The sequence below is a fragment of the Mesorhizobium huakuii genome, assembly GCF_030160235.1.
Lineage (GTDB): Bacteria > Pseudomonadota > Alphaproteobacteria > Rhizobiales > Rhizobiaceae > Mesorhizobium > Mesorhizobium huakuii.
In genome coordinates, this window is sequence record NZ_BSNY01000046.1 from 1 (window position 1) to 26,121 (window position 26,121).

At 61.4% G+C, this 26,121-nt stretch carries 20 protein-coding genes; 10 read left to right on the top strand and 10 right to left on the bottom strand.

Annotation, left to right across the window (positions count from 1 at the left end; translation table 11 throughout):
• Positions 1–259: 259 nt before the first annotated feature.
• Positions 260–1,405 carry an NAD(P)/FAD-dependent oxidoreductase gene (locus QQK95_RS22140; protein WP_284276544.1) on the bottom strand — a complete coding sequence of 382 codons (1,146 nt, stop codon included), beginning with the start codon at positions 1,403–1,405 and terminating at the stop codon, positions 260–262.
• A 145-nt stretch (positions 1,406–1,550) separates the two neighbouring features.
• Between QQK95_RS22140 and QQK95_RS22145 the strand changes: the two genes are divergently transcribed.
• The 6 genes from QQK95_RS22145 (at position 1,551) to QQK95_RS22170 (ending at position 7,813) form a co-directional block, all read left to right on the top strand.
• Entirely contained in the window at positions 1,551–2,219 is a 669-nt protein-coding gene (locus tag QQK95_RS22145) for a helix-turn-helix domain-containing protein (RefSeq protein WP_284276545.1), read from the top strand.
• 125 nt (positions 2,220–2,344) lie between these two features.
• A complete protein-coding gene (locus QQK95_RS22150) occupies positions 2,345–3,895 on the top strand; it encodes an ABC transporter substrate-binding protein (protein ID WP_284276546.1) in 1,551 nt (516 codons plus the stop codon).
• Between the two features lie 18 nt (positions 3,896–3,913).
• Complete coding sequence (locus QQK95_RS22155; RefSeq protein WP_202326445.1) at positions 3,914–4,930, top strand: ABC transporter permease; 1,017 nt, start codon at positions 3,914–3,916, stop codon at positions 4,928–4,930.
• A complete protein-coding gene (ddpC, locus tag QQK95_RS22160) occupies positions 4,930–5,814 on the top strand; it encodes a D,D-dipeptide ABC transporter permease (RefSeq protein WP_284276547.1) in 885 nt (294 codons plus the stop codon). The genes QQK95_RS22155 and ddpC overlap by 1 nt, the downstream gene beginning before the upstream one ends.
• The gene (locus tag QQK95_RS22165) at positions 5,811–6,806 is read left to right on the top strand and encodes an ABC transporter ATP-binding protein (protein ID WP_284276548.1); all 996 of its coding nucleotides are present in this window, start codon (positions 5,811–5,813) and stop codon (positions 6,804–6,806) included. The genes ddpC and QQK95_RS22165 overlap by 4 nt, the downstream gene beginning before the upstream one ends.
• Positions 6,803–7,813, top strand: coding sequence for an ABC transporter ATP-binding protein (locus QQK95_RS22170; protein ID WP_284276549.1), 1,011 nt, complete (start codon positions 6,803–6,805; stop codon positions 7,811–7,813). The genes QQK95_RS22165 and QQK95_RS22170 overlap by 4 nt, the downstream gene beginning before the upstream one ends.
• Here QQK95_RS22170 and QQK95_RS22175 read toward each other — a convergent pair.
• A complete protein-coding gene (locus tag QQK95_RS22175; protein ID WP_284276550.1) occupies positions 7,810–9,279 on the bottom strand; it encodes a M81 family metallopeptidase in 1,470 nt (489 codons plus the stop codon). The two genes, QQK95_RS22170 and QQK95_RS22175, sit on opposite strands and share 4 nt — an antisense overlap.
• Positions 9,280–9,432: 153 nt before the next feature.
• On the opposite strand from QQK95_RS22175, the gene QQK95_RS22180 reads away from it, so the two are divergent.
• Complete coding sequence (locus QQK95_RS22180) at positions 9,433–10,692, top strand: amino acid deaminase (protein WP_284276551.1); 1,260 nt, start codon at positions 9,433–9,435, stop codon at positions 10,690–10,692.
• A gap of 96 nt (positions 10,693–10,788) precedes the next feature.
• Here QQK95_RS22180 and QQK95_RS22185 read toward each other — a convergent pair whose 3' ends face one another.
• From QQK95_RS22185 to QQK95_RS22205, 5 genes are all read right to left on the bottom strand, one after another.
• Positions 10,789–11,586, bottom strand: a complete 798-nt coding sequence (locus tag QQK95_RS22185; protein ID WP_284276552.1) for a M55 family metallopeptidase — start codon at positions 11,584–11,586, stop codon at positions 10,789–10,791.
• Positions 11,587–11,697: 111 nt separating this feature from the next.
• Positions 11,698–13,368, bottom strand: coding sequence for a serine hydrolase domain-containing protein (locus tag QQK95_RS22190; RefSeq protein ID WP_284276553.1), 1,671 nt, complete (start codon positions 13,366–13,368; stop codon positions 11,698–11,700).
• Between the two features lie 17 nt (positions 13,369–13,385).
• Entirely contained in the window at positions 13,386–14,258 is an 873-nt protein-coding gene (locus QQK95_RS22195) for an ABC transporter permease (RefSeq protein WP_284276554.1), read from the bottom strand.
• Entirely contained in the window at positions 14,255–15,262 is a 1,008-nt protein-coding gene (locus tag QQK95_RS22200) for an ABC transporter permease (protein WP_246686802.1), read from the bottom strand. The genes QQK95_RS22195 and QQK95_RS22200 overlap by 4 nt, the downstream gene beginning before the upstream one ends.
• A gap of 101 nt (positions 15,263–15,363) precedes the next feature.
• Positions 15,364–17,202: an ABC transporter substrate-binding protein gene (locus tag QQK95_RS22205; RefSeq protein WP_284276556.1), complete on the bottom strand. Its 1,839-nt coding sequence runs from the start codon at positions 17,200–17,202 to the stop codon at positions 15,364–15,366.
• Positions 17,203–17,409: 207 nt separating this feature from the next.
• On the opposite strand from QQK95_RS22205, the gene QQK95_RS22210 reads away from it, so the two are divergent.
• From QQK95_RS22210 to QQK95_RS22220, 3 genes are all read left to right on the top strand, one after another.
• Entirely contained in the window at positions 17,410–18,375 is a 966-nt protein-coding gene (locus tag QQK95_RS22210) for a LysR substrate-binding domain-containing protein (RefSeq protein WP_284276557.1), read from the top strand.
• A gap of 241 nt (positions 18,376–18,616) precedes the next feature.
• Entirely contained in the window at positions 18,617–19,543 is a 927-nt protein-coding gene (locus tag QQK95_RS22215; protein ID WP_284276558.1) for an ABC transporter ATP-binding protein, read from the top strand.
• A gap of 32 nt (positions 19,544–19,575) precedes the next feature.
• The gene (locus QQK95_RS22220; protein WP_284276559.1) at positions 19,576–20,493 is read left to right on the top strand and encodes an ABC transporter ATP-binding protein; all 918 of its coding nucleotides are present in this window, start codon (positions 19,576–19,578) and stop codon (positions 20,491–20,493) included.
• Between the two features lie 295 nt (positions 20,494–20,788).
• On the opposite strand, the gene QQK95_RS22225 is transcribed toward QQK95_RS22220, so the two are convergent.
• The 3 genes from QQK95_RS22225 to QQK95_RS22235 all read right to left on the bottom strand — a co-directional run.
• Positions 20,789–22,126, bottom strand: coding sequence for an HlyD family type I secretion periplasmic adaptor subunit (locus QQK95_RS22225; RefSeq protein WP_284276560.1), 1,338 nt, complete (start codon positions 22,124–22,126; stop codon positions 20,789–20,791).
• Between the two features lie 19 nt (positions 22,127–22,145).
• Positions 22,146–23,840 (bottom strand): type I secretion system permease/ATPase, encoded by a 1,695-nt coding sequence (locus tag QQK95_RS22230; protein WP_284276561.1) that lies wholly within the window; start codon positions 23,838–23,840, stop codon positions 22,146–22,148.
• A gap of 64 nt (positions 23,841–23,904) precedes the next feature.
• Positions 23,905–26,121, bottom strand: a 2,217-nt coding sequence (locus QQK95_RS22235) for a beta strand repeat-containing protein (protein ID WP_284276562.1), incomplete at its 5' end; no start/stop codon positions are given.

Sequence of the window (26,121 nt, forward strand, 5' to 3'; positions counted from 1 at the left end):
TCGCAACCAACAGCCTCTTCTGGACATGGACCTGACCAAAAACGTACAAAGTCGAGCTAAGAAAGCGGCTCCTTAAACATCAAACATCGGACAGCGCAAAGACCCCAAGCGCCGAGGGTCGCGACAAAAACAAGCGATAAGATACCCGCCATGAAACCCGAGGCCGCCAAGGTGGCCCGACAGTGCATTCATCGCCTCAAGCAGCGTGGGCGTGTGACAAAGGCGTGATCGAGGGATCGTATCCGGCAACATGGGGGCCTCAACCGTCATTCAGGCTGGTCGTGGCGTGAAACCGGGCAGGCGACAATAGGGCGGGATCGGCGCCTTCGCCGAGAAATGGTTTGGGCAGATCGCTTCCGATCACCAGAGACGCAGTCAGTTGACCAAGCGCGGGTGCGGTCTGGATGCCGTAGCCGCCTTGTCCAGCCAGCCAGAAGAAGCCCTCAACACGGGTGTCCCAGCCAACCGCCGGCGTCTTGTCCGCAAAGAACGACCGCAAGCCCGCCCAACTGCGCGAAACATGCGTCACCGGCAGATCGGCGGCGTGTTGAACGCGATCGACTGCGATGGCGATGTCGATCTCTTCGGGCTGAGCGTCGCATGGTTCGCTCGGCGTCTCATCGGCCGGTGAGAGCAACAACTTTCCTGAGGATGGCTTGAAATAGAACATCTCGTCGACATCGATGACGCCCGGCCAGCCATTGGCGTTGATGCCGGGTGGCGTTTCGACAAGCATTGCGGTTCGCCGTTTCGGGACCAGGCCAAGCGGCGCGACTCCCGCCATGACGGCCACCTGGTCCGCCCAGGCACCAGCCGCGTCGACAAGGACCGGCGCGTCGAAGACGCCGACCGGGGTCGTCACAATCCATGTTCCACCGACGCGCTCGATCGCCTCGACCCGGGCGTTGGTGACGACTTGCGCACCCTGACGACGTGCGCCCCGCAAAAAGCCCTGGTGAAGTGCATCGACATCGATATCCATCGCCGAGCGGTCGAGAAACGCGCTCGCCTTGTAATCAGGCCGCAGGATTGGAATGACCGATCTGGAAGCGTCGGGATCGAGCCATTCCATGGCTGTTGCCGATTCCCTAGCCGTCTCTGCAAACAACGCTTCCAGCCTTGGCCTCTGCTCGTCCGTGCCGATCAGCATTGCGCCGCGAGGCGTCAGCAAGGGTACATCACAGAAGCCGTGCGGCGGCTCCAGGAAGAACTGGCGGCTGGCCCGTGTAAAGCCGCGGATGGCGGCGTTCCCGTAGCCCTCGCTGAATAGCGCAGCGGACCGTCCGGTAGTGTGCATGCCACAGTGGGCTTCGGCTTCGAGCACTGTGACCTGTCGACCATGCGCAAGAAAGAACGCCGCCGAGGCGCCAGCTATGCCGCCACCGATGATAAGAACGTCCTGCATAGCCTCTCTCGCTCAAATGCGGCCAGCCAAGCAGAATATTTCCGATCGGTCAAACATCTTTCCTATGATAAAGGCAGCGTCGCTTGCGAGTCGACTTTGTTCAGTCTCAACCTTAGACTGCGGGCAACGTCAAAAAGGATCCGCCATGAGCGATTCGAAGCCAAGTCTGGGAGAATGCCTCAAACTGCTGCGCCGGGAGCGGGGCTGGACACTGACGCAGGTCGCCCAGATGTCGGGGCTCGCCATCTCCACCCTGTCGAAGGTCGAGAACAACCAGATGTCGCTGACCTATGACAAGCTGCTGCAGCTTGCCCAAGGGCTTAAGGTCGACATAACCGAGCTCTTCGGCGTGAGAAAGGCCAGCGTCTCTCCCATCGCGCACGGCGCGCGTGCCGTCAGCCGTCTTGAGGACGGGCGGATCGTCGAGACGCCCAACTACGTCTATCGTTTCCTGTGCACGGAGCTGTCGCGCAAGGAAATGATTCCAATGCTGGGGGCAATCACCCAGCAAAGCATCGAAACGTTCGGCGAGCTCATCCGTCATCCCGGCCAGGAATTCACCTATGTTCTCGAAGGCGAAGTCGAGTTGCACACCGACGTCTATGAAACGCTGAGGCTGAAAACAGGAGAGTCGGTCTACTTCGAAAGCACGATGGGACACGCCTATGTCAGCGTCGGCGACACGCCGGCCCGGATCCTGTGCGTGTGCACGTCGGCATCCGGCCAGTCGGAACAGACCCTCATCAGCGGCGCCAAGAGTATGCGCCCTCATGACGAGCGCGAGACCGTCGAAGCAGAAATGACACTTGGCTAATTAGAAAAATCTCTTTCCTATCAGAAAAATCGGCTTGCCATCCGAAATGCGGGTGTTAGCGTGTGCGAAAGGCATCCCTCGGTCCGTCCCGTGAGAGATGCAAAACACAAGCTCGAGGGGAGCGCATGATGTTGTTACGTCGCCTGCCGACTTTTGCGGCATTTGCCGCTTTGACAGCCTTTACCTTTGCGGGACCGAGTTGGGCCACCGACAAGGATGTCCTGGTTATCGACAAGGCCGAGGATCCGCCCACGGCTGACCCCGGCGTCGAGGTCTCCAACAACGGCTATACGCTGATCTTTCCGGCCTACGAGCGTCTGGTGAAATACGACGGCGCCAAGACCGAGGTCATTCCGGAGCTTGCCGAGAGCTGGACCACGGCGCCCGACAACCTAAGCTGGACATTCAAGTTGGCGTCGGGACACATGTTCGACGATGGCTCGCCGGTCGATGCCGCCGCGGTCAAATATTCATTCGACCGCGTAAAGAAGCTGGCGGCTGGCCCGGGCGACATGTTCCCGACCGTCAAGGATGTCGTGGTTGTCGACCCTCAGACCGTGAAGTTCGAATTATCTGCGCCATTTGCACCGTTCCTGTCGGCGCTCGCCACTTCGGCCGGGTCGATCATCAATCCGAAGGCGCAAGAGCACGCGGTCAACGGCGACGACGCGAAAGCCTGGCTCGCCGAGCACAGCGCCGGCAGCGGCGCTTTCAAAATCTCGGCCTGGGAGCGCAACCAGCAGATCACCCTCGACCCCAATCCCCACTATGCCGGCAAGGCGCCGGCTTTCAAGCAGGTCATCTTCAAGATCGTACGCGAGATGTCATCGCGTCGCTTGCAACTGGAGAATGGAGACGCAGACCTGATCGACCAGGTTCCGGTCGACCAGGCCGAGGCCATGAAATCAAGCGCCGGGGTGGTCATCGAGAGCAATCCCAGCCTCTATGTCGTCTATCTCTATCTGAACAACAAGAAAGCGCCCTTCGACAATCCGAAGGTCCGTCAGGCCATATCCTATGCAGCCGACTACAAGGGGCTGGTCGATGGCGTCATGCAGGGCCAGGCCGAACAGATGCGCGGAGCTGTCCCGGACGGCATGTGGGGCCATGACCCGCAGGGCATGCAGTACAGCTACGATCTGGAGAAGGCCAAGCAGCTGCTTGCCGACGCCGGTGTTTCCAATCTGCACATCAGCTTCACCTATTCGCAGGCTGACTCCGCCTGGGAGCCGGTGGGTCTTGCGCTGCAGGCTTCGCTCGCCGAAATCGGCGTCACGATGGATATGAAGAATGTCGCCGACACGACCAAGCGCGAGCTGGTCGCCAAGGGCGACTACGACATTGCGACTGGCGCCTGGACGCCCGATTTCGCCGATCCGTTCATGTTCATGAACATCTGGTTCGACCCGACCAAGATGGGGGCTCCCGGCAACCGAGCCTTCTATGAAAACCCGAAAGTGACCGATTTGATCACCCAGGCGCTCGCGACCGTCGACCAGAAGAAGCGTGAGCAGCTCTATATCGACGCGCAGAAAATCACCAACGAGGATGCTCCATACGTCCTTCTGTTCCAGAAGAACGACATCTTCGCCATGCGATCCTCGGTGAAGGGGTACGTTTACAATCCGATGCTGATCCAGGTCTACAACATCGCCGATATGTCCAAGTCCGAATAAGAAATCGGCGCCGAAGGTATGTCGCTCATTTCAACGATCCTTCGGCGCCTCGTCTTGCTGGTGTTCGTGGTGGCTGGTGTCGCGATCATCACCTTCACGATTTCGCATTTGATCCCTGGCGATCCTGCGCAGCTGATCGCCGGCGACAAGGCTTCAGCTCAGACGTTGGCGCATGTGCGACAGGAGCTTGGCCTGGACAAACCTGTTACCCAGCAGTTTGTCATATACGTCAAGCAGCTCCTGTCGGGCGATCTCGGCCAGTCCTTGCGGACGCGGCGCCCGGTGGCCGGCGATATTGCCCTGTTCCTGCCCGCCACGCTTGAGCTCGGCATCGCCGCGTTGGTGATGGCGATCATGATCGGCGTGCCGCTCGGTGTGCTTTCGGCAATCTACAAGGACGGACCGGTCGACCAGGCAGCGCGTGTCGTGTCGGTCGCCGGCATTTCAATGCCGGTATTCTGGTTCGGGCTGGCGCTCATCCTCCTGTTCTATGTCAAGATACCGATCCTTCCGGGCAGCGGCCGCATCACGCTTGGCATCGCGGCGCCGCCACGCATCACCGGCTTCTTCCTCGTCGACTCGCTTGTCGCCGGCGACCTGAAAGCCTTCTGGTCGTCGCTCTATCACCTCATCCTGCCGGCCTTTGTCCTCGCCTTCGCCAATCTCGGCATCATCACGCGCCAGATCCGGGCCTCGATGCTGGACGTCCTGCAGGAGGATTATGTGCGCACCGCGCGCGCGAATGGTTTGTCGCGGTCAGCGGTCATCCTGCGGCACGCCTTGCCCAATGCCCTGATCCCGTCGGTGACGCTGCTTGGCCTCGCCTTCGGTGATCTGCTCTACGGCGCGGTGCTGACCGAAACGATCTTCGCGTGGCCAGGCATGGGGAGTTATGTGGTGTCATCGATCCAGACGCTGGATTTTCCCGCGATCATGGGCTTCACCATTGTCGCTTCGCTGGGGTACGTGCTGATCAACCTCGCGGTCGATCTGACCTATATGGTGCTCGACCCACAGATCAGGGAACTCGGCTGATGGCGGCGGATGGCATCGCCACATCGCCCCGGCCGGCATCGCGGCTTCGCATGGGACGGTTGTGGTATCGCGTGAAGGGAAGTCCCCTCACTCTGATCGGCACAGCGATCGCGCTGTTGGTGCTGTTCGTGATCATGGCCGCGCCCCTGCTGGCGCCCTACCCGCCCGACAAGATCTCACTTTCAGCAAGGCTTGCCGCGCCCAGCCTGCAGCACCTCTTCGGCACCGATGAGGTTGGGCGCGATCTGTTTTCGCGGGTGCTCTTCGGCGCGCGCGCTTCCTGCGGCATCGCCTTTGCCATCGTCATCATCTCGACCGTCATCGGCTCGATCATAGGCTGCCTGTCCGGCGTTGTCGGCGGCATCGTCGATACCGCGATCATGCGGCTGATGGACGTCTTCCTGGCGCTGCCGGCACTCATCCTCGCCATGGCGCTGGCCGCCGCGCTGGGGCCGAGCCTGTTCAACGCCATGCTGGCCGTCGCCGTGGTGCGGGTGCCCGCCTATGTGCGGCTGGCGCGTGGGCAAACGCTGTCGCTGCGCAACCGCACCTATGTGAAGGCATCGCGCAGCTTCGGGGCTTCGCCTGCCTATATGCTGCGCTGGCACATACTGCCTAACGCCCTGTCACCCATCATCGTTCAGGCAACGCTGGATCTCGGCGGCACCATCCTGACGGCCGCGGCTTTGAGCTTCATCGGCCTCGGCGCCCAGCCGCCAACGTCTGAATGGGGCTCCATGGTGTCGAGCGGGCGCAACTATTTCCTCGACCAGTGGTGGTATGTCACCTTTCCCGGCCTGGCCATTCTGATCAGCGCGATGGGTTTCAACCTGCTGGGTGACGGATTGCGCGACATGCTCGATCCGAGGCTGGGTGGCCGATGACCGAACCTTCCGGCGATGTCCTGCTCGAAATCACCGACCTTTCGCTCGAGTTCCGTACCTATCGCGGGCCGATCAAGGCGCTGAACGGGGTCAGCCTCAATGTCCGTGCCGGCGAAATCGTCGGCATCGTGGGAGAATCCGGGTGCGGCAAATCGGTGACCATGATGGCTGCGACGCGGCTTTTGCCCAAAGGGGCCGCGCACATTACCGGCGGCGGCATCCGTCTGTTCGGCAGCGATCCGATGAAGCTCAGCGAGCGCGAACTCCAGCATGTGCGCGGGCGGCAGGTGTCGACCATCTTCCAGGAGCCGATGAACGCCCTCAACCCGACCCGGCGGATCGGCGAGCAGATCGTCGAGGTCATCCGCCGTCACCAGCGTCTCGACAATGCGGCAGCGACGAGCAAAGCCTCAGGCCTGCTGCGCGACATGCTGATCAGCGAGCCGGAGCGGATCATGCAGGCCTATCCGTTCGAGCTTTCCGGAGGCATGCGGCAGCGCGTGCTGATTGCCATGGCCTTTTCCTGCGAACCCAGGCTCATCATCGCCGACGAGCCGACGACGGCACTCGATGTGACGGTGCAGGCGCTGATCCTGGGCCTCATCAAACACAAGGCGACGAGCACGGGAACGGCCGTTGTTTTCATATCGCATGACATGGCCGTGGTGTCGCAGCTTTGCGACCGGCTCTACGTGCTTTATGCGGGACGGGTCGCGGAAGCCGGGACGACCGCGTCGGTGCTGGCGGCGCCAGCCCATCCCTACACGCGTGCCCTGATACGCTGTCTGCCGGGGCTGGCACCACCCAAACAGCCGCTGGAACAGATACCCGGCACCTTGCCCGACCTGCTTGACCCGCCTGCCGGCTGCCTCTTTCGAGCACGCTGCCGCGAGGCGGATGATCGTTGCGTCTCGGTGCCGCCGCTGGCCGCCATAGAGCCGGCTCGCCGCGCCGCCTGCTGGCGCCGTATCGAGGAGACGCAAGCCGCGTGACCGAGCCTCCGCTCCTCTCCGTCGAAGACCTGGAAGTCCGCTACCGCGTCACCTCGGGCTGGTTCGGTGGCGCCGACGTCCATGCCGTCAACGGCGTATCGTTCAGCGTCGCCGAAGGCGAGACCATCGGCATTGTCGGGGAATCCGGCTGCGGAAAGACCACGCTTGGACAGGCGATCCTCGGCCTGACCGACATTTCCGCGGGCGCGATCAAACTCAGGGGAACTGAACAGGACCGCGCACGACGCACCCAGTTGCAGATCATCTTTCAGGACCCCCAATCGTCGCTCGATCCGCGTCTTCCGGTCTGGCGCCTGATTACCGAACCTCTGCACATTCGCGGCGGCTACACCCGCAAACAGCTGATCGAGCGCGCAACCGAACTGGCCGTCTCGGTCGGCTTGCGGCCGGAGCATGTCGATCGCTATCCACACGAATTCTCGGGCGGCCAACGCCAGCGCATCGCGATTGCCAGGGCGCTCGCCGTCGAACCGGCGCTGCTGGTCCTCGATGAGCCGACCTCGGCGTTGGACGTGTCGGTGCAGGCGCAGATCGTCAATCTGCTGCTGTCGCTGCAGGCGGAGCGCAAACTGTCCTATGTGCTCATCTCGCACGACGTGTCACTGGTGCGCCACGTGGCCGATCGTGTCGCCGTCATGTATCTCGGCCAGATCGTCGAAGAAGGCCCGACGCTCGACGTGCTTGACGCTCCCAGGCATCCCTATACCAGGACGCTCCTCGATGCCGTTCCGAGTTTCGATCGTCCACTGAACTCGATCGCACCGCGCGCCGGTGAATTGCCGAGCAACCGAACACTGCCGACCGGCTGCTTCTTCCGGGATCGCTGCCCTTCCGCGACGACCGGCTGCGAACTGCCGCAGGTTTTGGTACCCGCCGACGGATTGCGAACAGTCCGCTGTCATCTGGTCACGCGCACAGGCGATACGACGTTGCCGCGCAGCGCGCCGGGACCGGTATTTTCCTCCCCGAATGATGCGATTGCTTAAGCCGCGTCGGCCGCGAATGGGTTTTCCACTTTCGGCCAATAGGGCGTCTTGAGCTTTGTGTAGGGGATCGCGGCGAAGTTGGGCTGCGTCGCACCGGGCGGGGCGCAGAACAGGATGCGCTTGGCGATCGGTGCGAAACCAGCCTGGAAATGGTAATTGGATTTGACGATGACGATGCGTCGATCGCTTGGATTGAGACCGAGCGCGGTCATGCAGTCCGGATGGAAGACCTGCGTGCGAACCGTGTTGATGATCAGGTCGATGCCGCCGTCGGTGGTGACCCATGCCGCATCCCCGAGCGGCCAGGGCATGGTGCCGAACAGCTGCGTCAGCTCGCGGCCGAGGCCTTTTACTGTGACGCGTAGATCGACAGGCATACCCGAGAACACGCCGCACTTGCCGCCAACCCGCAGGTTTATGGTTCCGCCGATCCCGGCCTCGACGCAGAAGCGATAGGCGATCGGGTCCCAGTACATGGCGCTGGCTACGTTCCCGATGCCGCGCTCTATCAGCCGGCGCAGGATGTAGGTGGAGTCCCCCGGTGCGCCGCCGCCGGCATTGTCCGAAACATCCGCGATGACCACCGGCCCTTGCGGCTCGGCGAGCGCGATATCGAGCGCCTCGTCGATGCCCAGGAATTTCGGGATCAGGTCGTTACGCAAGGCGAAAAGCTGCTTGCCAAACCTTTCGGCCGTCCGCTCGGCAAGCGACTTGTCATCGTCGGTAACGACCAGCATGCGGGCTCCGACGTCCTCGACGTCGCCATGCGGAAAGCCATGTCCGAGCGACACTGACAGTATGCCTGGCTCGGCTTCGGCGGCAGTCATGCCATCAACGAAGCCGCGCATCGGCTGCTCCTGCACTCGGAAGGTGCTGATCATGCGGCAGTCGTAAAGCGCCATCACCGGCCTGACCTTGCCCTCCACCGTGTCGACGATAATGCGGTAGAGCTCGCCGGCACGATCCATGATGTCGGTGTGCGGATATTCCTTGTAGGCGACGATGGCGGTGGCGTTGTCGACCATCTTCTGGGTTGTGTGGCAGTGCAGATCCAGCTCTGCCCCGATCGGGATGTCGGGGCCGACGATAGCTCGGACATGCGCGAGAAGATCACCCTCGGTATCGTCATAGCCTTCCGCAACGAAAGCGCCATGCAGCGCCAGAAGCACGCAATCGACCGGCATGGCCGCTTTAAGTTCGGCCAGGATCTCGTCGCGGAACTGCTCATAGACCTTGCGGATTGTTATGCCTCCAGGCTCGGCGCAGACGCACAGGCTCTCGACGATCTCGTGGCCGTCCGCCTCGCCGCGCTGACGCCACACGAACAGCTGGCAAGACGGCTCGTTGAGCGCCTTCGACGTAGCGTCGCCCCGCGCAATGCCCATTTCCTCGAAACTGTGGTAACCGGTCGGGATGGGCGCGAACGTGTTGGTCTCGGTGTCCATGCCCGCTATGAAAATGCGCATTCTTTCGTCCTCATACCTATCTTTTCGTTTAAGAAAAATCTTTTCTCATCATCAAACTATTGTATGATTTCCGCAAGCACCTGGACCATGTAAGAGCTGCGCCAAGCCGCATTCGCGCGGCCTCCGGCGGGTGGCACAGAATCGGAAATTCACATGCATCTTCACCCGCTCGACGATCTGGTGCTGGACGAAACCACCAAGGCCATTCCGCCTGGCGTCGCGGTCCGTCTTCATGATGTCGGTTCGATGGGCTGGAACCTCCTGCGCGGTGACGTGCCGCTGCCGGCAGCGGTCATCAGGGAGTCCGCGCTCGACCACAATTCGCGTTGGATGCAGCGTTTCCTGGCGAAGCGCAACGCGATCATCGCGCCGCACGTCAAGACGACGATGTGCCCTCAGATCATGCAGAGGCAATTGCGCGACGGCGCCTGGGGCGTGACCGTCGCCACGCTGCATCAGATGAGGGTTTGCCGTCGGTTCGGCATCGATCGCATCGTGCTCGCGAACCAGCTCGTCGGACGGCTGGAACTGGACGCCCTGGTCGCCGAGTTGAACGCTTCGCCCAGCCTCGACTTCTACATGCTGGTCGACAGCCTCGATGCCGTGCGCCTGGCGAGCGAGGCGGTTGGACGCGCCGGGACAGCCTCGCGGCCGATCCAGGTGCTGGTCGAGCGTGGCTATCCGGGCGGCCGCACCGGTTGCCGCAACAACGACACCGCGCTCGAGGTCGCGCGTGCCGCGCATGCGGCGCCGCAACTGCGGCTCTGCGGCGTCGAGGCTTTCGAGGGACTGATCAAGCCGAAGGACGGTGGCCCGGCACAAGCGGTTGCGGATTTCGTCGACGAGATCGGCGCGCTCTACGAAGCATGCGCCGGCGAAAACCTGTTCGAGCGCGCGCCACCGATCGTGACGGCCGGCGGTTCGTCGTTCTACGACATCGTGCTCGATCGCCTCTCCGGCAGCGGCGCACAGGTGATGACGCGCAGCGGCTGCTATGTCAGCCATGACAGCGGCATCTACCAGGCCGAGCAGAAGCGCATCCTCGCCGCGACCGGTGAGAACGAAGGTCTGGTCAACGCGCTGGAAGTATGGACCCATGTCCAGTCCTGCCCTGAACCGGGGCTGGCCATCCTGACCGCCGGCAAGCGGGATTTCGGAACCGACTCCGGACTGCCGGTACCGCTTCTCGTGTCGCGCGATGGCGGTTCGCCCGAAACGCTGGCGGGTTGTGAGATCTTCGCAAGCAACGACCAGCACGCCTATATGCGCGTTCCGGCGACGGTTTCGGTAAAAGTCGGCGATCGCATCGGACTGGGCGTGTCGCATCCCTGCACAACCTTCGACAAATGGCAGATTCTTTTCCTGGTCGATGATGCCTATGAGATCGTCGGCGCGCTCAAGACCTATTTCTGATCGCAATCCACAAGTGAGATGGCCCCTTCGGCAAGGTCGCGACGACCGATTGGCCGGCCTGTGGAGATCATGGTCGACGTCATGCCATCCGACGGGTCAGACGACAAACCGTATCGCGCGCTGGATGTCGAAGAAATTGTCTGCCTCGAAGCGAAGCGTGCGCGCGGCGGGATGTTCGATGCCCGGGTACCAGCTTCCCCTGTAGGCCTCGATGGGCGTGGTGTATTCGACGATGAGCTCGAACCGGTCGGCCAGCTTCGGCAGGCATTTCGACAGATCGCGCGAAAGCGAGGCCTCCACGGTCTCACGTATGGCCTTGACCGAGCCTTGAGGCGAGAGAGAAGACGTCGCCGGTCCGAAGCCTTCGCTGGTTGCAACGGTTGCTATCGCGGGCACCAGCGCCCTCGCCTCGCCGCACATGCCGGCATCGCCAGACAGAAAGACCGAAGGCACGCCGTAACGGGCGGCACAGTGTGCGTTCAGCGTATATTCGGATGCCACCTCCCCGTTGATCAGCATCCTGGACACGGTGCCGGTCAACGTGTGTGCCAGCGGATTCGTGTCGGTGCCGGCCTTGTTGTGGTAGCCGGTGTAGAGAGCGGCATCGAAGGTGTCATCGATGCCGAACATCATCGCATCCGGATGGCCGCTCCAGCCGCGAACGATGCGGACATAGGCTGGAAGCTTGGACAGGATAAGGTTGCGCGCCGTCGAATGGGCATCCTTGACGACGACTTCGGTCGCACCCGCCGCCTTGGCGCCTTCGCAGGCTGCGACCAGTTCATCGGTCATGTATTCCCGGAATTCGGCATAGTCGGGATTGCCCTTGCGCGCCTCGTCCCAATTGGTGATGCCCGCCGTGCCTTCGATGTCGGCGCTGATAAAGACTTTCATGTGCTTGCCTTTCGATTTCAAAGAAGGTCACCGTGCACGCGGCTTCAATGGCGTCCTGGCTCATGCGGTGGAGGCGGCCTGCGCAGCGATGGCTGCCTTGGCCAAGGTGTCTCAGGCTGCCATTTCAGCCCGCCGTCGCTCCAGGAACATGGGGCCGACGCGAATGCCGCGGCGTCCATTGTCGTCGACGGCGTCCAGCTCGAGAATCTCCTCCTCGTAGAGCAGCCCGTGCATACGGAACCGGCTGGCATCCACCGGCTCGCAGGTATGGGTGCAGAAATACTCGATCAGGCATTTCAGCTGGCCGTGGCTGTAGGTCAGATAGGTGATGTTGAAATCCGGCCCGTACTCGCCGAGGTGCGGCGCGATCTCCGGCGGCACCTTCTCGACAGGCAGACTATCGACGCGCGACCAGTTCGCTCCTTTCCAGGTCAGCTGGCTGGCCTTGGAGAAGGAGAGGTTCATATGCGCGTAGTCGGCGCCGCGACCATAGATGCGTCCGTCGATGACGAAGTCGTTGCCCGAGACCGGGCGAATCTGCAGCGGCACGCCCTCCCCCATTAGATACAGCTTGCCGTCCTTGCTCTTCACCTCGACGACCTCGCCGCCCACCTCATGACGATAGAGGCCGGGCAGGCTTGCGAACTGGTCTTCGGTAATGGGTGGCGGGGTCTGGCTGCGAAGCGGCATGCGTCCCATGCCGCAATCGGCAAGAGCGATGCGCAAGCCATCGCCGGCGAGCCTGGAGGCTATCTGATTGGCGAAATCAAGCGTGGCGAAGATCAGGACGCCGAAACCGGCCCTGGGCAGAAGCATCATCTGCGACGCATAGCCATAAACCGCGCCGCCATGGCCTACGGAGGTCCACCCGTCCATGTCGCCTACGCCGAAGCACAGCCCATACCCGTTGAGGTCCTTGTTGTGACCTTCGGGGCGTTTGCCGATCGGGGTCCACATCTTGCGCAGCGATGCGGGGCTGACAACGGAATCACCGTTGGGCGCGAAGCCGCCCCGCAGCAGGCACCTCGTATAGTTGGCCATGTCGGAAGTGGTGGAGAAGATGTTGCCGGCGGGCGATCCGCCTAGATTGAACACCGGCGCGGGGCTATCCCCGTCCAGAGTCCACATGTCGGCCGGCGCCAGCCTTTCACGGATGCCGGAAGCCATCCCGGGCGACGTGTCGTTCATGCCGAGCGGCTTCAGGATGTTCTCGGTGATATAGTCGGAATAGCTCTTTCGCGTTACCCGTTCGATCACCATGCCGACGACGGCAATGCCGGCATTGGAATAGTGCATGATGCCGGCGCTGGGATCCTGCTTCAGCGTGGACGTGGCGAGCTCGGCGACCGTGTCGGCCAGCGGCGGCTTGTGCGAGTCCAGATAATGTCCGCTCTTGGGCTCACGCACGATACCGGCGGTGTGGCTCATCAGCTTGCGCAGACTGACCTGGGAACCGTGAGGACCGCTTTCACGCCCGGCGAACGGATTGACCGGGTGAAAACCGGGCAGATACTCCGAGACATCGACATCAAGGTCGACCAGTCCCTTCTCCACGAGCTGCATGATGGCAACCGATGTGAAGGTCTTCGTGATCGAGCCGATGCGGAAACAGGTGTCGTCCTTCATGTCGAAGCGGCGATCGTGCCGCTGTATGTGGCCGTGCGTCATGAGGCCGTCCCTGTCGACCAGGGCATAGGAGATCGACGGGATCGCCTTGTCCTCCACCTCGTGGCGGATAAGGTCTTCAAGAAGCTCGATGGCGTGGGGGGAAAGCGAAGACACGAGGATACTCCCTGATTTCAGTTTGTATGGCGCGGATCGAGAATGTCGCGCAGAGCGTCGCCGACGAGGTTCCACGCCAGCACGAACAGGAAGATCGCGGCTCCGGGGAAGGCGAGCGTGTACCAGTACTGGAACGGATTGCCGGGCTGGCCGACGATCCAGTTGCGCGCATAGGCGATGAACTGCCCCCAATCGGCGTAGCCTTCCTCCGTTCCCACTCCGAGGAAGCTCAGGGCGGAAGCGGTCAGCACCATAGAACCCGTGGCCATGGTAGCCAGAACCAGCACAGGGAAGAACGCGTTGGGCAGGATGTGGAACACGATCAGCCTGAAGTCGCCGGCGCCGTAACTTCTGGCCGCATTCACGAAATCCATCTCGCGGATCCGCAGGATTTCACTGCGCACCACGCGCGCATAACCCATCCATCCGAAAGTCGTCAGCGCGACGGTTATCGGTCCGAGCCCCTTGCCGAGCAGGGCAGTCAGAACCATGGCGGCGATGAGGAAGGGAACCGCCATGAAGACGTCGACGATACGCATCAGCACTTCGTCCACGATGCCGCCGTAAAAGGCAGCAAGCGATCCGATGATCGTGCCGATCAGCACCGAGATGGCGACGACGCCGAGGCCGATCTTGAATGCCGTGCGGGTGCCCCAGATCACGGCGTAGTAGATGTCGTACTGGCCTTCGGTTGTTCCGAAGATCGCCTCGGCCGATGGCGGTTGCGGCGTTGCCAGGAAGCCCGCTCTCGGCGTGTCGTATACCGACATCTGGAATTCCTGCGGCGGTGCAAGCACCGGCGCGAAAATCGCAACCAGCACGAATGCCAGCAACAGCAGCACGCCAACCAGCGAGATCGGATTACGCTTCAGATAGCCAAGCGCTCTCATCGCGTCTTTACCCTCGGATCGAGCAGCGGATAGATCATGTCGACGGCCAGGTTCAACACCACGAGAACGACCGCGAAGTAGAGCCCGAAGCCCAACACGGCCGGAAAATCCAGGTTGGCGGCCGTCTTGGCCGCGAACTGGCCGAGGCCCGCATAGTCGAAGATGGTTTCGGTGATGACGACGCCACCCATCATGGCGGCGAGTTCCATTCCGGCGATCGTTGTGACCGGAAGCAGCGCGTTGCGCCTGGCATGATGCAGCTCCACCACACGCCGGGGCATGCCCTTTGCGCGTGCCGTGCGGACATAGTCCTGGCGAAGCGTTTCCAGCATCGACGTGCGCATGACACGCGTCATGTTGGCAAGATTGACGTAGGTCAGGGTGATGACGGGGGCAGCGAGATGCCTGAGCGAATCCCAGAAAATGGCGAGATTGCCGTTGAGCAGCGCGTCGATCGTGTTCGCGCCGGTGTAGCGGGTGAAGCCAGGCGAGGTGACGGCGGCCTGGGCCCACTGGCTAAGCCGCCCCGGCGGGAACCAATCAAGCGCAGAGTAGAAGATCAGCAGCATCAGCAGTCCGAAGACATAGACCGGGAATGACCAGCCCAGGATGGTGAAGATGCGGATCAGATGGTCCGGCCAACGGTTGAGATGGATGCCGGCCCGCGAGCCCAGGTAGATGGCCAGCAGAAAGCCAGGAATGAACGCCAGCAGGACCAGTTCCAGGGTCGCAGGCAGCAGGGAAGCCAGGGCGTGAGCAACAGGCTGGCGCGCGGTCTCGGACCAACCCAGATTGCCGGTCAGGATGTTGCCGATCCAGCGTCCGTATTGAATGTAGAAGGGATCGTTCAACCCATACTGCTCGATCATCCTGCGAATGCTGTCCTGGCCGCCCTTGAGGAAGTCCGGGGACGGCGCATACGCTGCCAGGCGCTGTGTCGGCGACAGCGACATCTGCAGCGCGAAAAGCATCAGCGACAGGGCGAAGAGAACGACGGGCAACATCAGGAGCCGCCGCAAAGCGTAGTTCAGCACATCAGCATCCGCACCATGAGGAATAGCCGTTTCGCCGGGCGACGATGGCGCCCGGCGAAACCCGAAGCTCTTTAGTCGGCCTTCTTGGTGACGGGATAGAAATCCCAGGCGCCGTAGAGGATCATGTTGTGCACATAGCCGTCGATGTTGCTGCGGGTGACGATGTACCCGAAGTCCTCCCAGAGGAACTGCGTGGTGGCATAGTCGTAGGACATTTCCTGCAGCTTGGCGTAGATCGGCTCACGCACGGCGGGATCGCTCGAGGCCCAGGCCTGGTCGAGAAGCGGCTTGAACTTCTCCGCCATCAGGTCGCGGTAGCCCTGGCCGAGCATGCCACCGACAAGACCGGTCGGGGACAGGTAGTAGGTCGCGGCCCCCAGCGGACCACCCGGGTCGGAATAGTCCGGTCCCCAGCCCATGTAGGTGAGCGGCGAGGCGGGCTTTTCACGATTGTTCAGCTTGTCCGAGATGGAGGCCCATGGCAGCGACTGGATCTTCATCTTGAACTTCGGGTTGATCCGCTGCAGTCCCTGCTGGAGCGCGGAAAGCGCGGCCGTGCCTTGCGGCGTTCCTTCCTGCACATAGGCCGTGAAGGTGAAGCCGGTATCCCACAGCTTGCCGCCGAAGGCCTTCTTGAAGTGCTCCGCGGCCTTTTTCGGATCATAGCCGTAGATCGGCGAGTCGGCGCGATAGCCCATGATGCCGCGAACGGTCGGGCCGCGCGCCTGGACGGTCTTGCCGAGCAGCGCCTGCTTGATCAGCGCATCGTAGTTCTGCGCGTAGTTGAAGCCCTTGCGGACATCGATGTCGGAGAAGAAGTCCGGAGGGATCCCGTTGCCGTCCAGCTTGCCGCTGCCGATGGCGGCGTTGTCGGCATCGTCCAGTGGCCACGCAAAATAGAGGCCGCGACTGAAAACCTTGGGCAGGCCGTCGATGACCTTGACCCCGTCGGTCTTGCCGAGTTCGTCCAAGAATTCGACAGGCGCCGTCACGAAGTCGGCATCGCCGGAAAGCAGTTGCAGGCGACGCGTCGTCCATTCCGGAACGGTGCGCATGACCACGCGCTCGAGCGAGGCCGGGCCCATGAAATAATTGTCGAAACGCTTCAGCGTAATGCGGCGATCCGTTCTATCCCATTCGTCGAGCATGAACGGACCGGTCCCGTTTTCCTGGGCGAACAGCGGATCGTCACCGAGTTCGGGACGGTAGTACTTCTTCCAGGTGTCCCCGTTGCCATCCCACCCTCCGACCGAGGCGACCCATTCCTTGTCGACGATCGAGGCACCGAACGGCAGTGCCAGGACGCCAAGCGTGGCGGGGAAGGATTTCGGCAGCCTCAGCGTGACATTGTCGCCCTCGACAGTGATCTGCGAAGCGAGTTCGTCATAGACTTTTCGAAGCGCTTCGGGGCTGGCGTCCTTGATATCCGACACCTTGCCTTCAGCTTCGACCCATTTGGCGACGTCGGTGTATTTGCTCGCTGTCACCACTTCGGTGATGGCATTCGACATCCAGGATTGCCCCATGAGGATGGCGCGCAGCAGCGAGTAACGCACGTCTTCGGGTGTGATTTCGCCATAGCCGGGTTCGATCTTGGCCTTCTGCTCGTTGGTCAGCCCGTCGTAATACTGCCAGGTGATCTTGCCGTCGTCGCCCTTGATGCCGACCTTGTGGGCGTGGACGCCCTTGCGGATCGGAAAGCTATAGCTGACCGAACCGTCCGCGTTCTGCTTGATCAGGCCGTTTTCGAGGCTCGGCACTTGCGAGGACAGTGAAGGCACGAATTCGGAAATCTGGGAGCCGTTGTAGTTCAACAGGCGGCTGTAGACGTTGAGCACGCCGTAGGAGCTCGGCGTGTTTGCAATGTAGGCCGGATCGAAGGACTGAACATCGTCGGTCCAAAGGAACACAAACGTTCCGGGATTCTTGGTTTCTGCCACGGCAGACGAGGCAAAAGCGCCTATGCCCATGCTGAACGCTAATGCCAAGGCACGTTTCATTTTCATGGATATGTTCCCACAATTGACCCGAGGTCTTTTTATCGTTGCGTGCGAAAGCTAGGAGGAGGCTTGCGCCCCTGTCCAATGCGTAGATAGGATCAGTTATGCGAATAATGCATGAGGGCGATCGTGGAGCTGGCATGGTTTGAAGATTTCCTCGAGATCGCCGCGACGCGGAATTTTTCGACCGCGGCGGCGTCCCGTAACATCTCGCAGCCAGCCTTCAGCCGCCGCATAAGGGCGCTGGAAGCGTGGGTCGGCGCCGAACTGATCGACCGCAGCACATATCCGGTACACCTCACCAGCGCTGGCAACATATTTGTTCCGCGTTGCCAGGAAATGCTTCGCGACGTGTACCGGCTGCGCACCGACTGCCGCAACGCCGCCGGCGCCAGTTCGCGGCTTCTGACCTTCGCCGCGCTTCATACGCTGGCTATCTATTTTTTTCCCAAGTGGATCAGCCAGCCCGACATGCCCAATGCCCCGGTCCGCAGCAGCATGCACACTGGCGACTTCCTGGAATGCGTCGAGCACTTGTCGTCAGGCAAGTGCGACTTCGCCATCACTTACGATCATCCCGACGGCCCGCCGGTCCTTGAGGCTGGCCCCTTCGAATCCCTGCAGATCGGCAGGGATCGCTTGGTTCTTGTGTCGGGGGTCGACGAGACGGGAAAGCCGCTCTTCGACATCGATGTGCCGGAGGGCACCAGGATTCCATATCTCGCTTACTCGTGGAGCGACGGCTATCTGGGCAAGCTGATCTCACTCATCCAGTCGCGCTGGCGGCGCCCTCTCAATTTCAGCATCGTCTATCAGTCTTCGCTTGCCGAAGGCCTGAAGCAGATGGCGATCGCTGGACAAGGCGTGGTCTGGCTGCCGCAGATCTGCGTCCAGAAATCAATTGCCCAGGGCGAACTGGCCCAGATCGGTGGACAGCAGATGTCGCTGGAGATCGAGATCAGGATTTTCCGCCGCGTGGGCGCGCGCAGTCGAGACGGTGAGGCGTTGTGGAAATATCTCTCGCGGACCGCTGAGCAAACTCGCGGCCACCACATACTCGATCCGGCGCTGACCATGCGCTGAGCGGACTGAACGGATATTCGCAGGCTTAATGCGAAATCCGACAGGGCAATGCAGAGATTGCATAACCATTGGGAACTGGCCCGGAACCCGGACAATCAAAGGGCCAAGATCGTTTTGGAAGGCACTCAGGAACATGCGGCGGCCTATCTTGGGGCAGCCTGGAGATCCGGCCCCTATTGACAGCCCACATGCTCACTGCGTTCGATGCCGCTTGTCGCGACCATTGCGCTTGGAGTTCCTGTTGACCGTCAAACCGACTGCCACCGCGAGCCTTCCCGACGACGTAATCCTGTCGGTCGAAAACCTGGAAGTCTGCTTCGGGTCAAGCGCGGCAAAAGCTGTACGGGCGGTTCAGGGTGTCTCGTTCCAGATCAGGCGCGGCGAGACCCTGGCACTGGTGGGCGAGTCGGGTTCGGGCAAATCCGTCACCGCAATGACTGTGATGCGCCTTACGGAATACGATGGCGCCAGGATCACCGGCGGGCGGATCCTGATGAGGCTCAAGGACGGCGGCATAACCGATCTGACGAAGCTCTCCGAAAAGCGCATGGAAGTGCTTCGCGGCTTCGAGTTCTCGATCGTCTTTCAGGATCCGATGTCGAGCCTCAATCCGGTATTCACCGTAGGCGACCAGATTGCGGAGGTGATTACGCGACACCAGGGCAAGTCGCCGCGCGAGGCCCGCGACATCGCGCTGAACGTGCTCAAGCTCGTGCGTGTTCCCGACGCCGCTCGAAGGCTCGACCAGTATCCGCACCAGCTTTCCGGCGGCATGCGCCAGCGCGTCATGATCGCCATGGCATTGGCATGCCGCCCCTCCTTGATGATCCTCGACGAACCGACCACCGCGCTCGATGTCACCATACAGGCGCAGATCCTGGATCTGGTCCGCGCACTGCAGCGTGAGATCGGGATGTCCGTTCTTTTCATTACCCACGACATGGGTGTGGTCGCCGAAATCGCCGACCGCGTCTGTGTCATGTTGAAGGGAGAAATCGTCGAATCGGGCTCTGTAAACCAGATTTTTGTTGACCCCCGACACCGCTACACGCGCGCGCTGATCTCAGCGGTGCCAAGGCTGGGCAGCATGGCCGACAAGGACGCGCCGGAAAAATTCCCGCTCGTCATATACGATGCGGAAGCCTCGCAGCCGGAGGTCGCCGCATGAGCGCCGGATCGACCGCGACGGACAGGAGGCCTTTGGTCGAGGTCCGCGACCTTGTTACCCGCTTCGACCTGAAAGGCGGCATCCTTGGCGGCATCACCGGCCGGGTTCATGCGGTCGAGGGTGTTTCCTTCGATATTTTCCCCGGTGAAACGCTGGCGCTGGTCGGCGAATCGGGATGTGGCAAGTCGACGGTGGCGCGCAGCATCATGCAATTGGACAGGCCCCTGTCCGGCTCCATTCGCTATGATGGCAACGAGATGATCGGTGCGGGACGAGCGACCCTTGCGGGGTTCCGGCGCGAGGTGCAGATGGTCTTTCAGGACCCCTTCTCGTCACTCAATCCACGCATGACGATCGGCCAGGCACTGACTGACCCGATGCGGGTGCACCGCATTGCGCGGCGAAGTGCCTTGTTGGAACGGGCGATCGCACTGCTGGCCAAGGTGCAGTTGCCGCCAGATCATCTCGAACGCTATCCACATGCCTTTTCCGGCGGTCAACGGCAGCGCATCTGCATCGCCAGGGCTTTGGCGCTCGACCCGCGCCTTCTCATCGCGGATGAGGCGGTCGCCTCGCTCGACGTGACGATCCAGGCTCAGGTCATCAACCTTCTGATGGACCTGCAGCGTGACATGGGCATCGCCATTCTCTTCATCAGCCATGACATGGCTGTGGTCGAGCGCATCGCGCATCGCGTCGCCGTCATGTATCTCGGCGAGATCGTGGAGATCGGGGACCGGCGGTCGGTCTTCGGCAACCCACAACACCCCTATACACGCAAGCTGCTTGCAACGGTTCCTGTCGCCGATCCGGCTCAAAGGCAGGTAGGGCGCGAACCGATGTCCGACGAGATTCCCAGTGCGGTACGGGCCGTTGATTTTGTTCCGGTCCGCCTGCCGATGAATGCCGTTTCGCCTACCCATTTCGTGCGCGAGACTTCCCCAGCCTGATCAGTGGAAAGATGTCGTTCAACGTTTATGCACCGCACGCGCATCGTCGAGCGTGATTTCGCCCATCGGCTGCCCCCCACGCGCAAGATTTATGGAAGAAGCCGATGGTACCGTTGGCTGGGATCAATCCGTGCCATAACATATTGTTTTTATTTACTTTTTCTGGCCGAAACTCTCGATTTGTATCACAATAGGTGTCACAATATGTAGCACATTCCCGGCAACTGCCGTAAACGGTGTCGATCAACAGGCTTGACATCTAAACCCGGGCATCGCCAATCGATTGGCGATGCCGTTATTTCTGGCGAAACGCAGAGTGGAACGACACAACCAGCGGGCCCAGAATGTAGTCGAGTGCTGTGCGTTCCTCGGTAACGATCATGACTGACGCCGGCATGCCCGGATAAAGGGCAATCTGTGGGGCTGAGGCCAATTCCACCGGATCAACCGCCACGTCGGCAAGATAGTAAGGAAACCCGGTCTTGCTGTCGGTGATTCGATCCGCCGAGATGCGGGTGACGCGTCCATGAATTATGGGTATCGAACGCTGCTTGTAGGATGTAAAACGAACTTCGGCGGCCATGTCGGGTCGCAGGTTTGATATATCCTCGACGCGAACCTGCGCCTGGACGATCAGCGAATTCTCGGTCGGCACGATGTCGAGAATGGTCTGGCCCGGCGCCACGATCGCACCGATCGAGAAGACACTGAGATCCATCACCTGGCCATCGTAAGGCGAGCGCACTTCGGCCCGGTCCACGGCAGCCTGGGCGGCAAACATCTTGGGCACGAGGTCGGCAAGGTTCGATTGCGTATCGATCAGCATGGCCGACAGTTTGGCCCGGCGCTCATTGGTCAATTGCGCGATCTGACTCTCGAGTTCGGCCTTGCTCTGCTGACTGCCGCCGATTGCGCCGAGATTGTCGTCGATCAGGCCCTGCAGGTCCGAGGCGGACCTTTCCAGTTCCAGGATGCGCGGGCGGGTCGTCAATCCGGCCTTGAGCAGCTTCGACAGGCTGGCCTTCTCGTCGATCGTCGATTGCAGCTGGGCCTGGTAGGATTCGACCCGAGACTGCTTGCCCCGTATCTGCTCCTCGAGCTCGGCAATGCGCCGCTCGAGGATCTGTTTGGCGCCGGCCATCGAGGCACGCTGGCTTTCCAGATCGGCGATCTGGTTTGCCATTGCATCGTTGAGATAGTCCTCGTGCTCTTTGAGAATGTCTTTGGGAAAGGCAACCACCTTGCTGCCGTCCAGTTCGGCCCGGATCCTGGCATCGGTTGCGCGCAACAATGCATATTGCTGGGCATAGAGATTGAACTCGGACCGAACCCTGGTGTCGTCCAGCTTCAGCATGATGTCGCCCTTCCTGACGACGTCGCCATCCTTGACGCGGATCTCCTTCACCGTACCACCGTCGAAGTGCTGTACGCTTTTTCGATTGCCTTCCACCTTGACGATAGCGTCGGCGAGCACGGCGCCGTTCAGCGGGGCAAAGGCCGCCCAGCCGCCGAAAATGCCGAAGAAAGCCAATACAATCAACAGACCGATAAAGGCCGGCACCCGGATCGAATCCGGGGCTAGGATACCGGCCTCGCCAGGCAGGCTTCGGTAGGTAAGAACGCCGTCGCTCATTGATCTCTCCGCCCACAGCTCATTGGGTCGCCACCGCGATTGGAGCCGCGCGCTGGTTGAGCAGCGCCACGATCTCGTTTCTCATCCCGAAGGCCTCGACGGCGCCATCGCGCAACAGAAGGATCTTGTCGACATTCGCCAAGGTAGAAGGCCGGTGCGAGACAATGATCACCGTGCTGCCGCGGCGCTTGAGCTCGATCGCGCATTCGCTCAGCGCGCGGTCGCCATCGGCGTCGAGATTGGAGCTCGGCTCGTCAAGAATGATCAGGTTCGGCGTTCCGAATACCGCACGGGCGAGAGCAATCCGCTGCCGATATCCTCCTGATAGCACTGCACCGCCTTCGCCGATCTGGGTCTCGTAACCTTGGGGCAGACGAATGATCATCTCGTGCACGCCGGCGAGCCGCGCGGCCTCAATCACCTCCTGGTCGACATTGGTCTTGAAGCGCCCGATATTGGCAGCGACCGTATCGGAGAAGAGTTCGATATCTTGCGGCAGGTAGCCGATGTGGTCGCCGAGCGCGTCGTGCCCCCATTGCGACAGGTCGGCGCCATCCAGCCTGACGGTGCCGCGGCTGGGTTGCATGACGCCGGCAAGGTGACGTGCCAGGGTCGACTTGCCGGCGCCGGAAGGGCCAACGATTCCCAGAGCCTCGCCTGCTTCCAGCCGGAACGATACGTCCCGGAGAAGCACTTTCTGCTGGCTGGCGATCGCAAAGCTGACCTGCTCGACCGAGATTTTGCCGCTGGGCTTCGGCAGGTTGAACGACCTTTCGTTCCGGGCCCCCCCGTCGACCAGCTTCTCGACCCTCGTCAATGCCGCTCGCGCAAGGATTAGGCTGCGCCAAAGGCCAACAATCTGCTCGACGGGCTGTAACCCCCTGCCCAGCAGGAGGCTCGCCGCAAACATGGTGCCGCCGGTAATCTGCCGTTCAATGACCAGATAGGCGCCGAGGCCGAGGATCAGCGACTGCATGGTGAGCCGCAGGAACCGGATAAGGCCCGACATCAACGCGGCACGGTCGCTTGCCTCCGCCTGGCGCCGCAGCGCCAGGTTGCGGTCGCGCCCCCAGCGGCGGATGAGACCGTCGATCATCCCCATGGCGCGCACGACTTCCGCGTTCCTGAGGCTCATCTCGGTAAAGTTATAATTGCTTGTCGCCAGCTCGTTTGCCTGCTTCAGCGGCGAGCGCACGAGATACTCGTTGAGCACCGCCATGGCGATCAGAAGCAATGAACAGCCCAATGCGAAAAAGCCGAGCCACGGATGCAGCAGGAAGATGATACCGATGTAGATGGGCGACCATGGCAAATCAAACAGGGCGTGGATGCCGCTGCCAGTGATGACCTGCCTGAACGTGTCGAAGTCTCGGATAGGCTGGCTCGGCGAGGAGCCGGGCGATGGGGTTTCGACCGAAGCGGCGAGGATCTTTGCCGACAACAGCCGGTCGAGTCGCGCGCTGGCACGCGTCAGGATCCAGGCGCGCACCAGGTCGAGGCCGGCCAGCGAAAGAAAGGCGGCCAGCAACACCAGGGTCAGCATCACCAGCGTAGTTTCGCTGCCGCTGGTGACGACCCGATCGTAGATCTGCAGCATGTAGAGCGGGGAGGCCAGGTAAAGCAGGTTGATCGCCAGGCTGAATGCCGCCGCAACCAGGAAATAGCGGCGGCATGCCCGAAGCGCATCCTTCACAATTCGAGACTTGCTATCCACTTCCAGAACCCCACTCGATACTTTGTCAGGCCAGGTAAGCCGCCGCTGAGAGCGGCCCTTTGGTTCACACCACGAAGTCGCTTGAAATCGCCCCGTTGCCGATGCCGGTCAGCGTGAATTCCGCCGGATTGTACGAAACGACGGTATGGCCCTGACCATCATCGGCAAGCTTGAAGGCGTTCGCATCATAGCTGCCGACCAGATGCAACGCGGCGCCATGGGTGCCATCCGAAACAGTCAGCGTCCCGCCGCTGCCATCCTGGTTTGCCTGATAGACAGCCGTCGTTCCCGCACCGAACAAGATGTCCCTAAGGTCCAGCGTGTCATCATTGGTGATGCCGCCGATGCGTCCGCTGTAATCGAAGGAATCGTCAAGTTGCAGCGTGCCGGCAGCGTCGTGCCCGAAGGTGACGTCCGTTGACGAAGCGCCGCCGAACTCCAGCTTCGACAGATTACCGATCGTGGCATCGCCGGCGCCGGTGACCTGGCCGTGGATGACGATGTCGCCGCCATTGGCCCAGAGCATGCCTGAATTCGCCAGGCCGCCGGCGACCGTCAAGCCGCCCGAACCCGTTGCTTCCAGCGTTCCGGAGTTGACGACGACGCTGCCACCGGTATCGACGACCAGCGCGTTCGAGCCGGAGGCGATGATGGTCCCCCTGTTGTCGAGGCTGAGCATTCCGCCGCCCAGCTGGCCGGCGCCGGAGATCGTGTTGTCGACATTGACCAGAGTGACGTCCGGTCCGGTGCCGGAAATGATGTTGGCGGCGCTGTCGGACAGCAGGATCTGCCCGCCGCCCTGCAAGGTCACGCCGTGCTGGATGACCTGCAGCAGCGTATCGCCACCGGTCGAGTCGAGCGAGATGAGGCCGCTGTTGTTGATTATGCCGCTCAGCGGCAGCAGAGCGCCGTCGCCGATCGTCATGGTGCCGGAATTGTTGACCACCGGCGTCTGGTCGAACACGAAATTGCTTCCGGTCAGCGCGTTCGCGTGTACGCCGTCCAGCGTGATCGACTGTCCGTCGCCGAGCGTTATCACCGCATTGCCGTTGGCATCGTCGGCGATATGCGTCTGGAGGTCGGCAAAGTCGGCCAATCCGTTGTAGCCGATAAGGTCGATCTGATCGGCCGCCGCGTCGAAATTGTGCACCGTGTCGGCGCCGATCGGTTGCGAGAAGACGAAGAGATCGTTGCCGTGGGAGCCGGTTAGCACATCGTCGCCGGACCAGGCAAAGATCGGCGAACCCGGTGCATAGGCCTCGACATTGTCGGCGACCGACGCGGTGCCCACAGTGCCGTCGGCGTTGATCCAGGTCATCTGGACATCGAGCACGGCTGCCCCGGTGAATTCGGGTGGCGTGGTGACGGTCAGTCCGTGCAAGTCGTTGGTCTGTGTCGTCCAGCTTCCGTCGGCATTATGGGTCGCGCCGTCGATGGTCCAGCCCGAAGGCACGTCCTTCACCGTGACGGTGATGGGCGCGCCGTCATGTGAGGGATCGCTCAAGCCAAGATTGATAGGCTCGCCCGACGTGCCGGCGGGTTTGAGGTTGGCTTGGGTCGCGGCTGCGTTCGTATGACCTGCATTATCCGAGAATGCTCCGCTATCGATATTTAGAGTGTAGGACGATCCATTGTTGCTTCCAGCGCCTTTGTCGACGAGGAATGTATACTGAGTGTGGGCTGCGTTGAAGCTTCCCGACCCTGCGATCACGCTGACATTTGGCAGGCCAGATACATGCATCACGTCAGATAGATTAGCAAAATTTGTATGGACGGCTGTAGTAAACGTTATGGTGACAGTGCTTGGCTCAGAGTTACTCCCCTGTTTGCCGTCTGCCACCAAGGTAATTAACCCAGGAGTAACTTCGTCCGTGCCGAAGACCGTCACAGCCAGGTTGGCCGATGCTGTCCCGCCATGCCCGTCCGAAACAGTGTAGGTGAAGCTGTCCGTCACCATCTGACCCGCCGCCAGAGCCTGCACATTGGCCTGGGCGTTCGCCAGCGTATAGGTATAGGCACCGGTGGCCTTCGTGATGACCACGGTGCCATAGGTTCCGGTCTTGGTGAATGTGGTGCCGTTGTCGATGCCGCCCGAGAGCGCGGATACAGCTAGTGTATCGGCATCCGGATCGGTATCGGCATTGTCCGAGAACGTTCCCGACGGTGCACCGGCATGCGCGAGTGTCTGAAGCACATTGCCAGTTGCGCTGGTGTTGGTGTCTTCCTTCGCCCAATTGGTATCAGCTACAGCGACTGGTGCGCCGTTGTCATTGGTGCCATT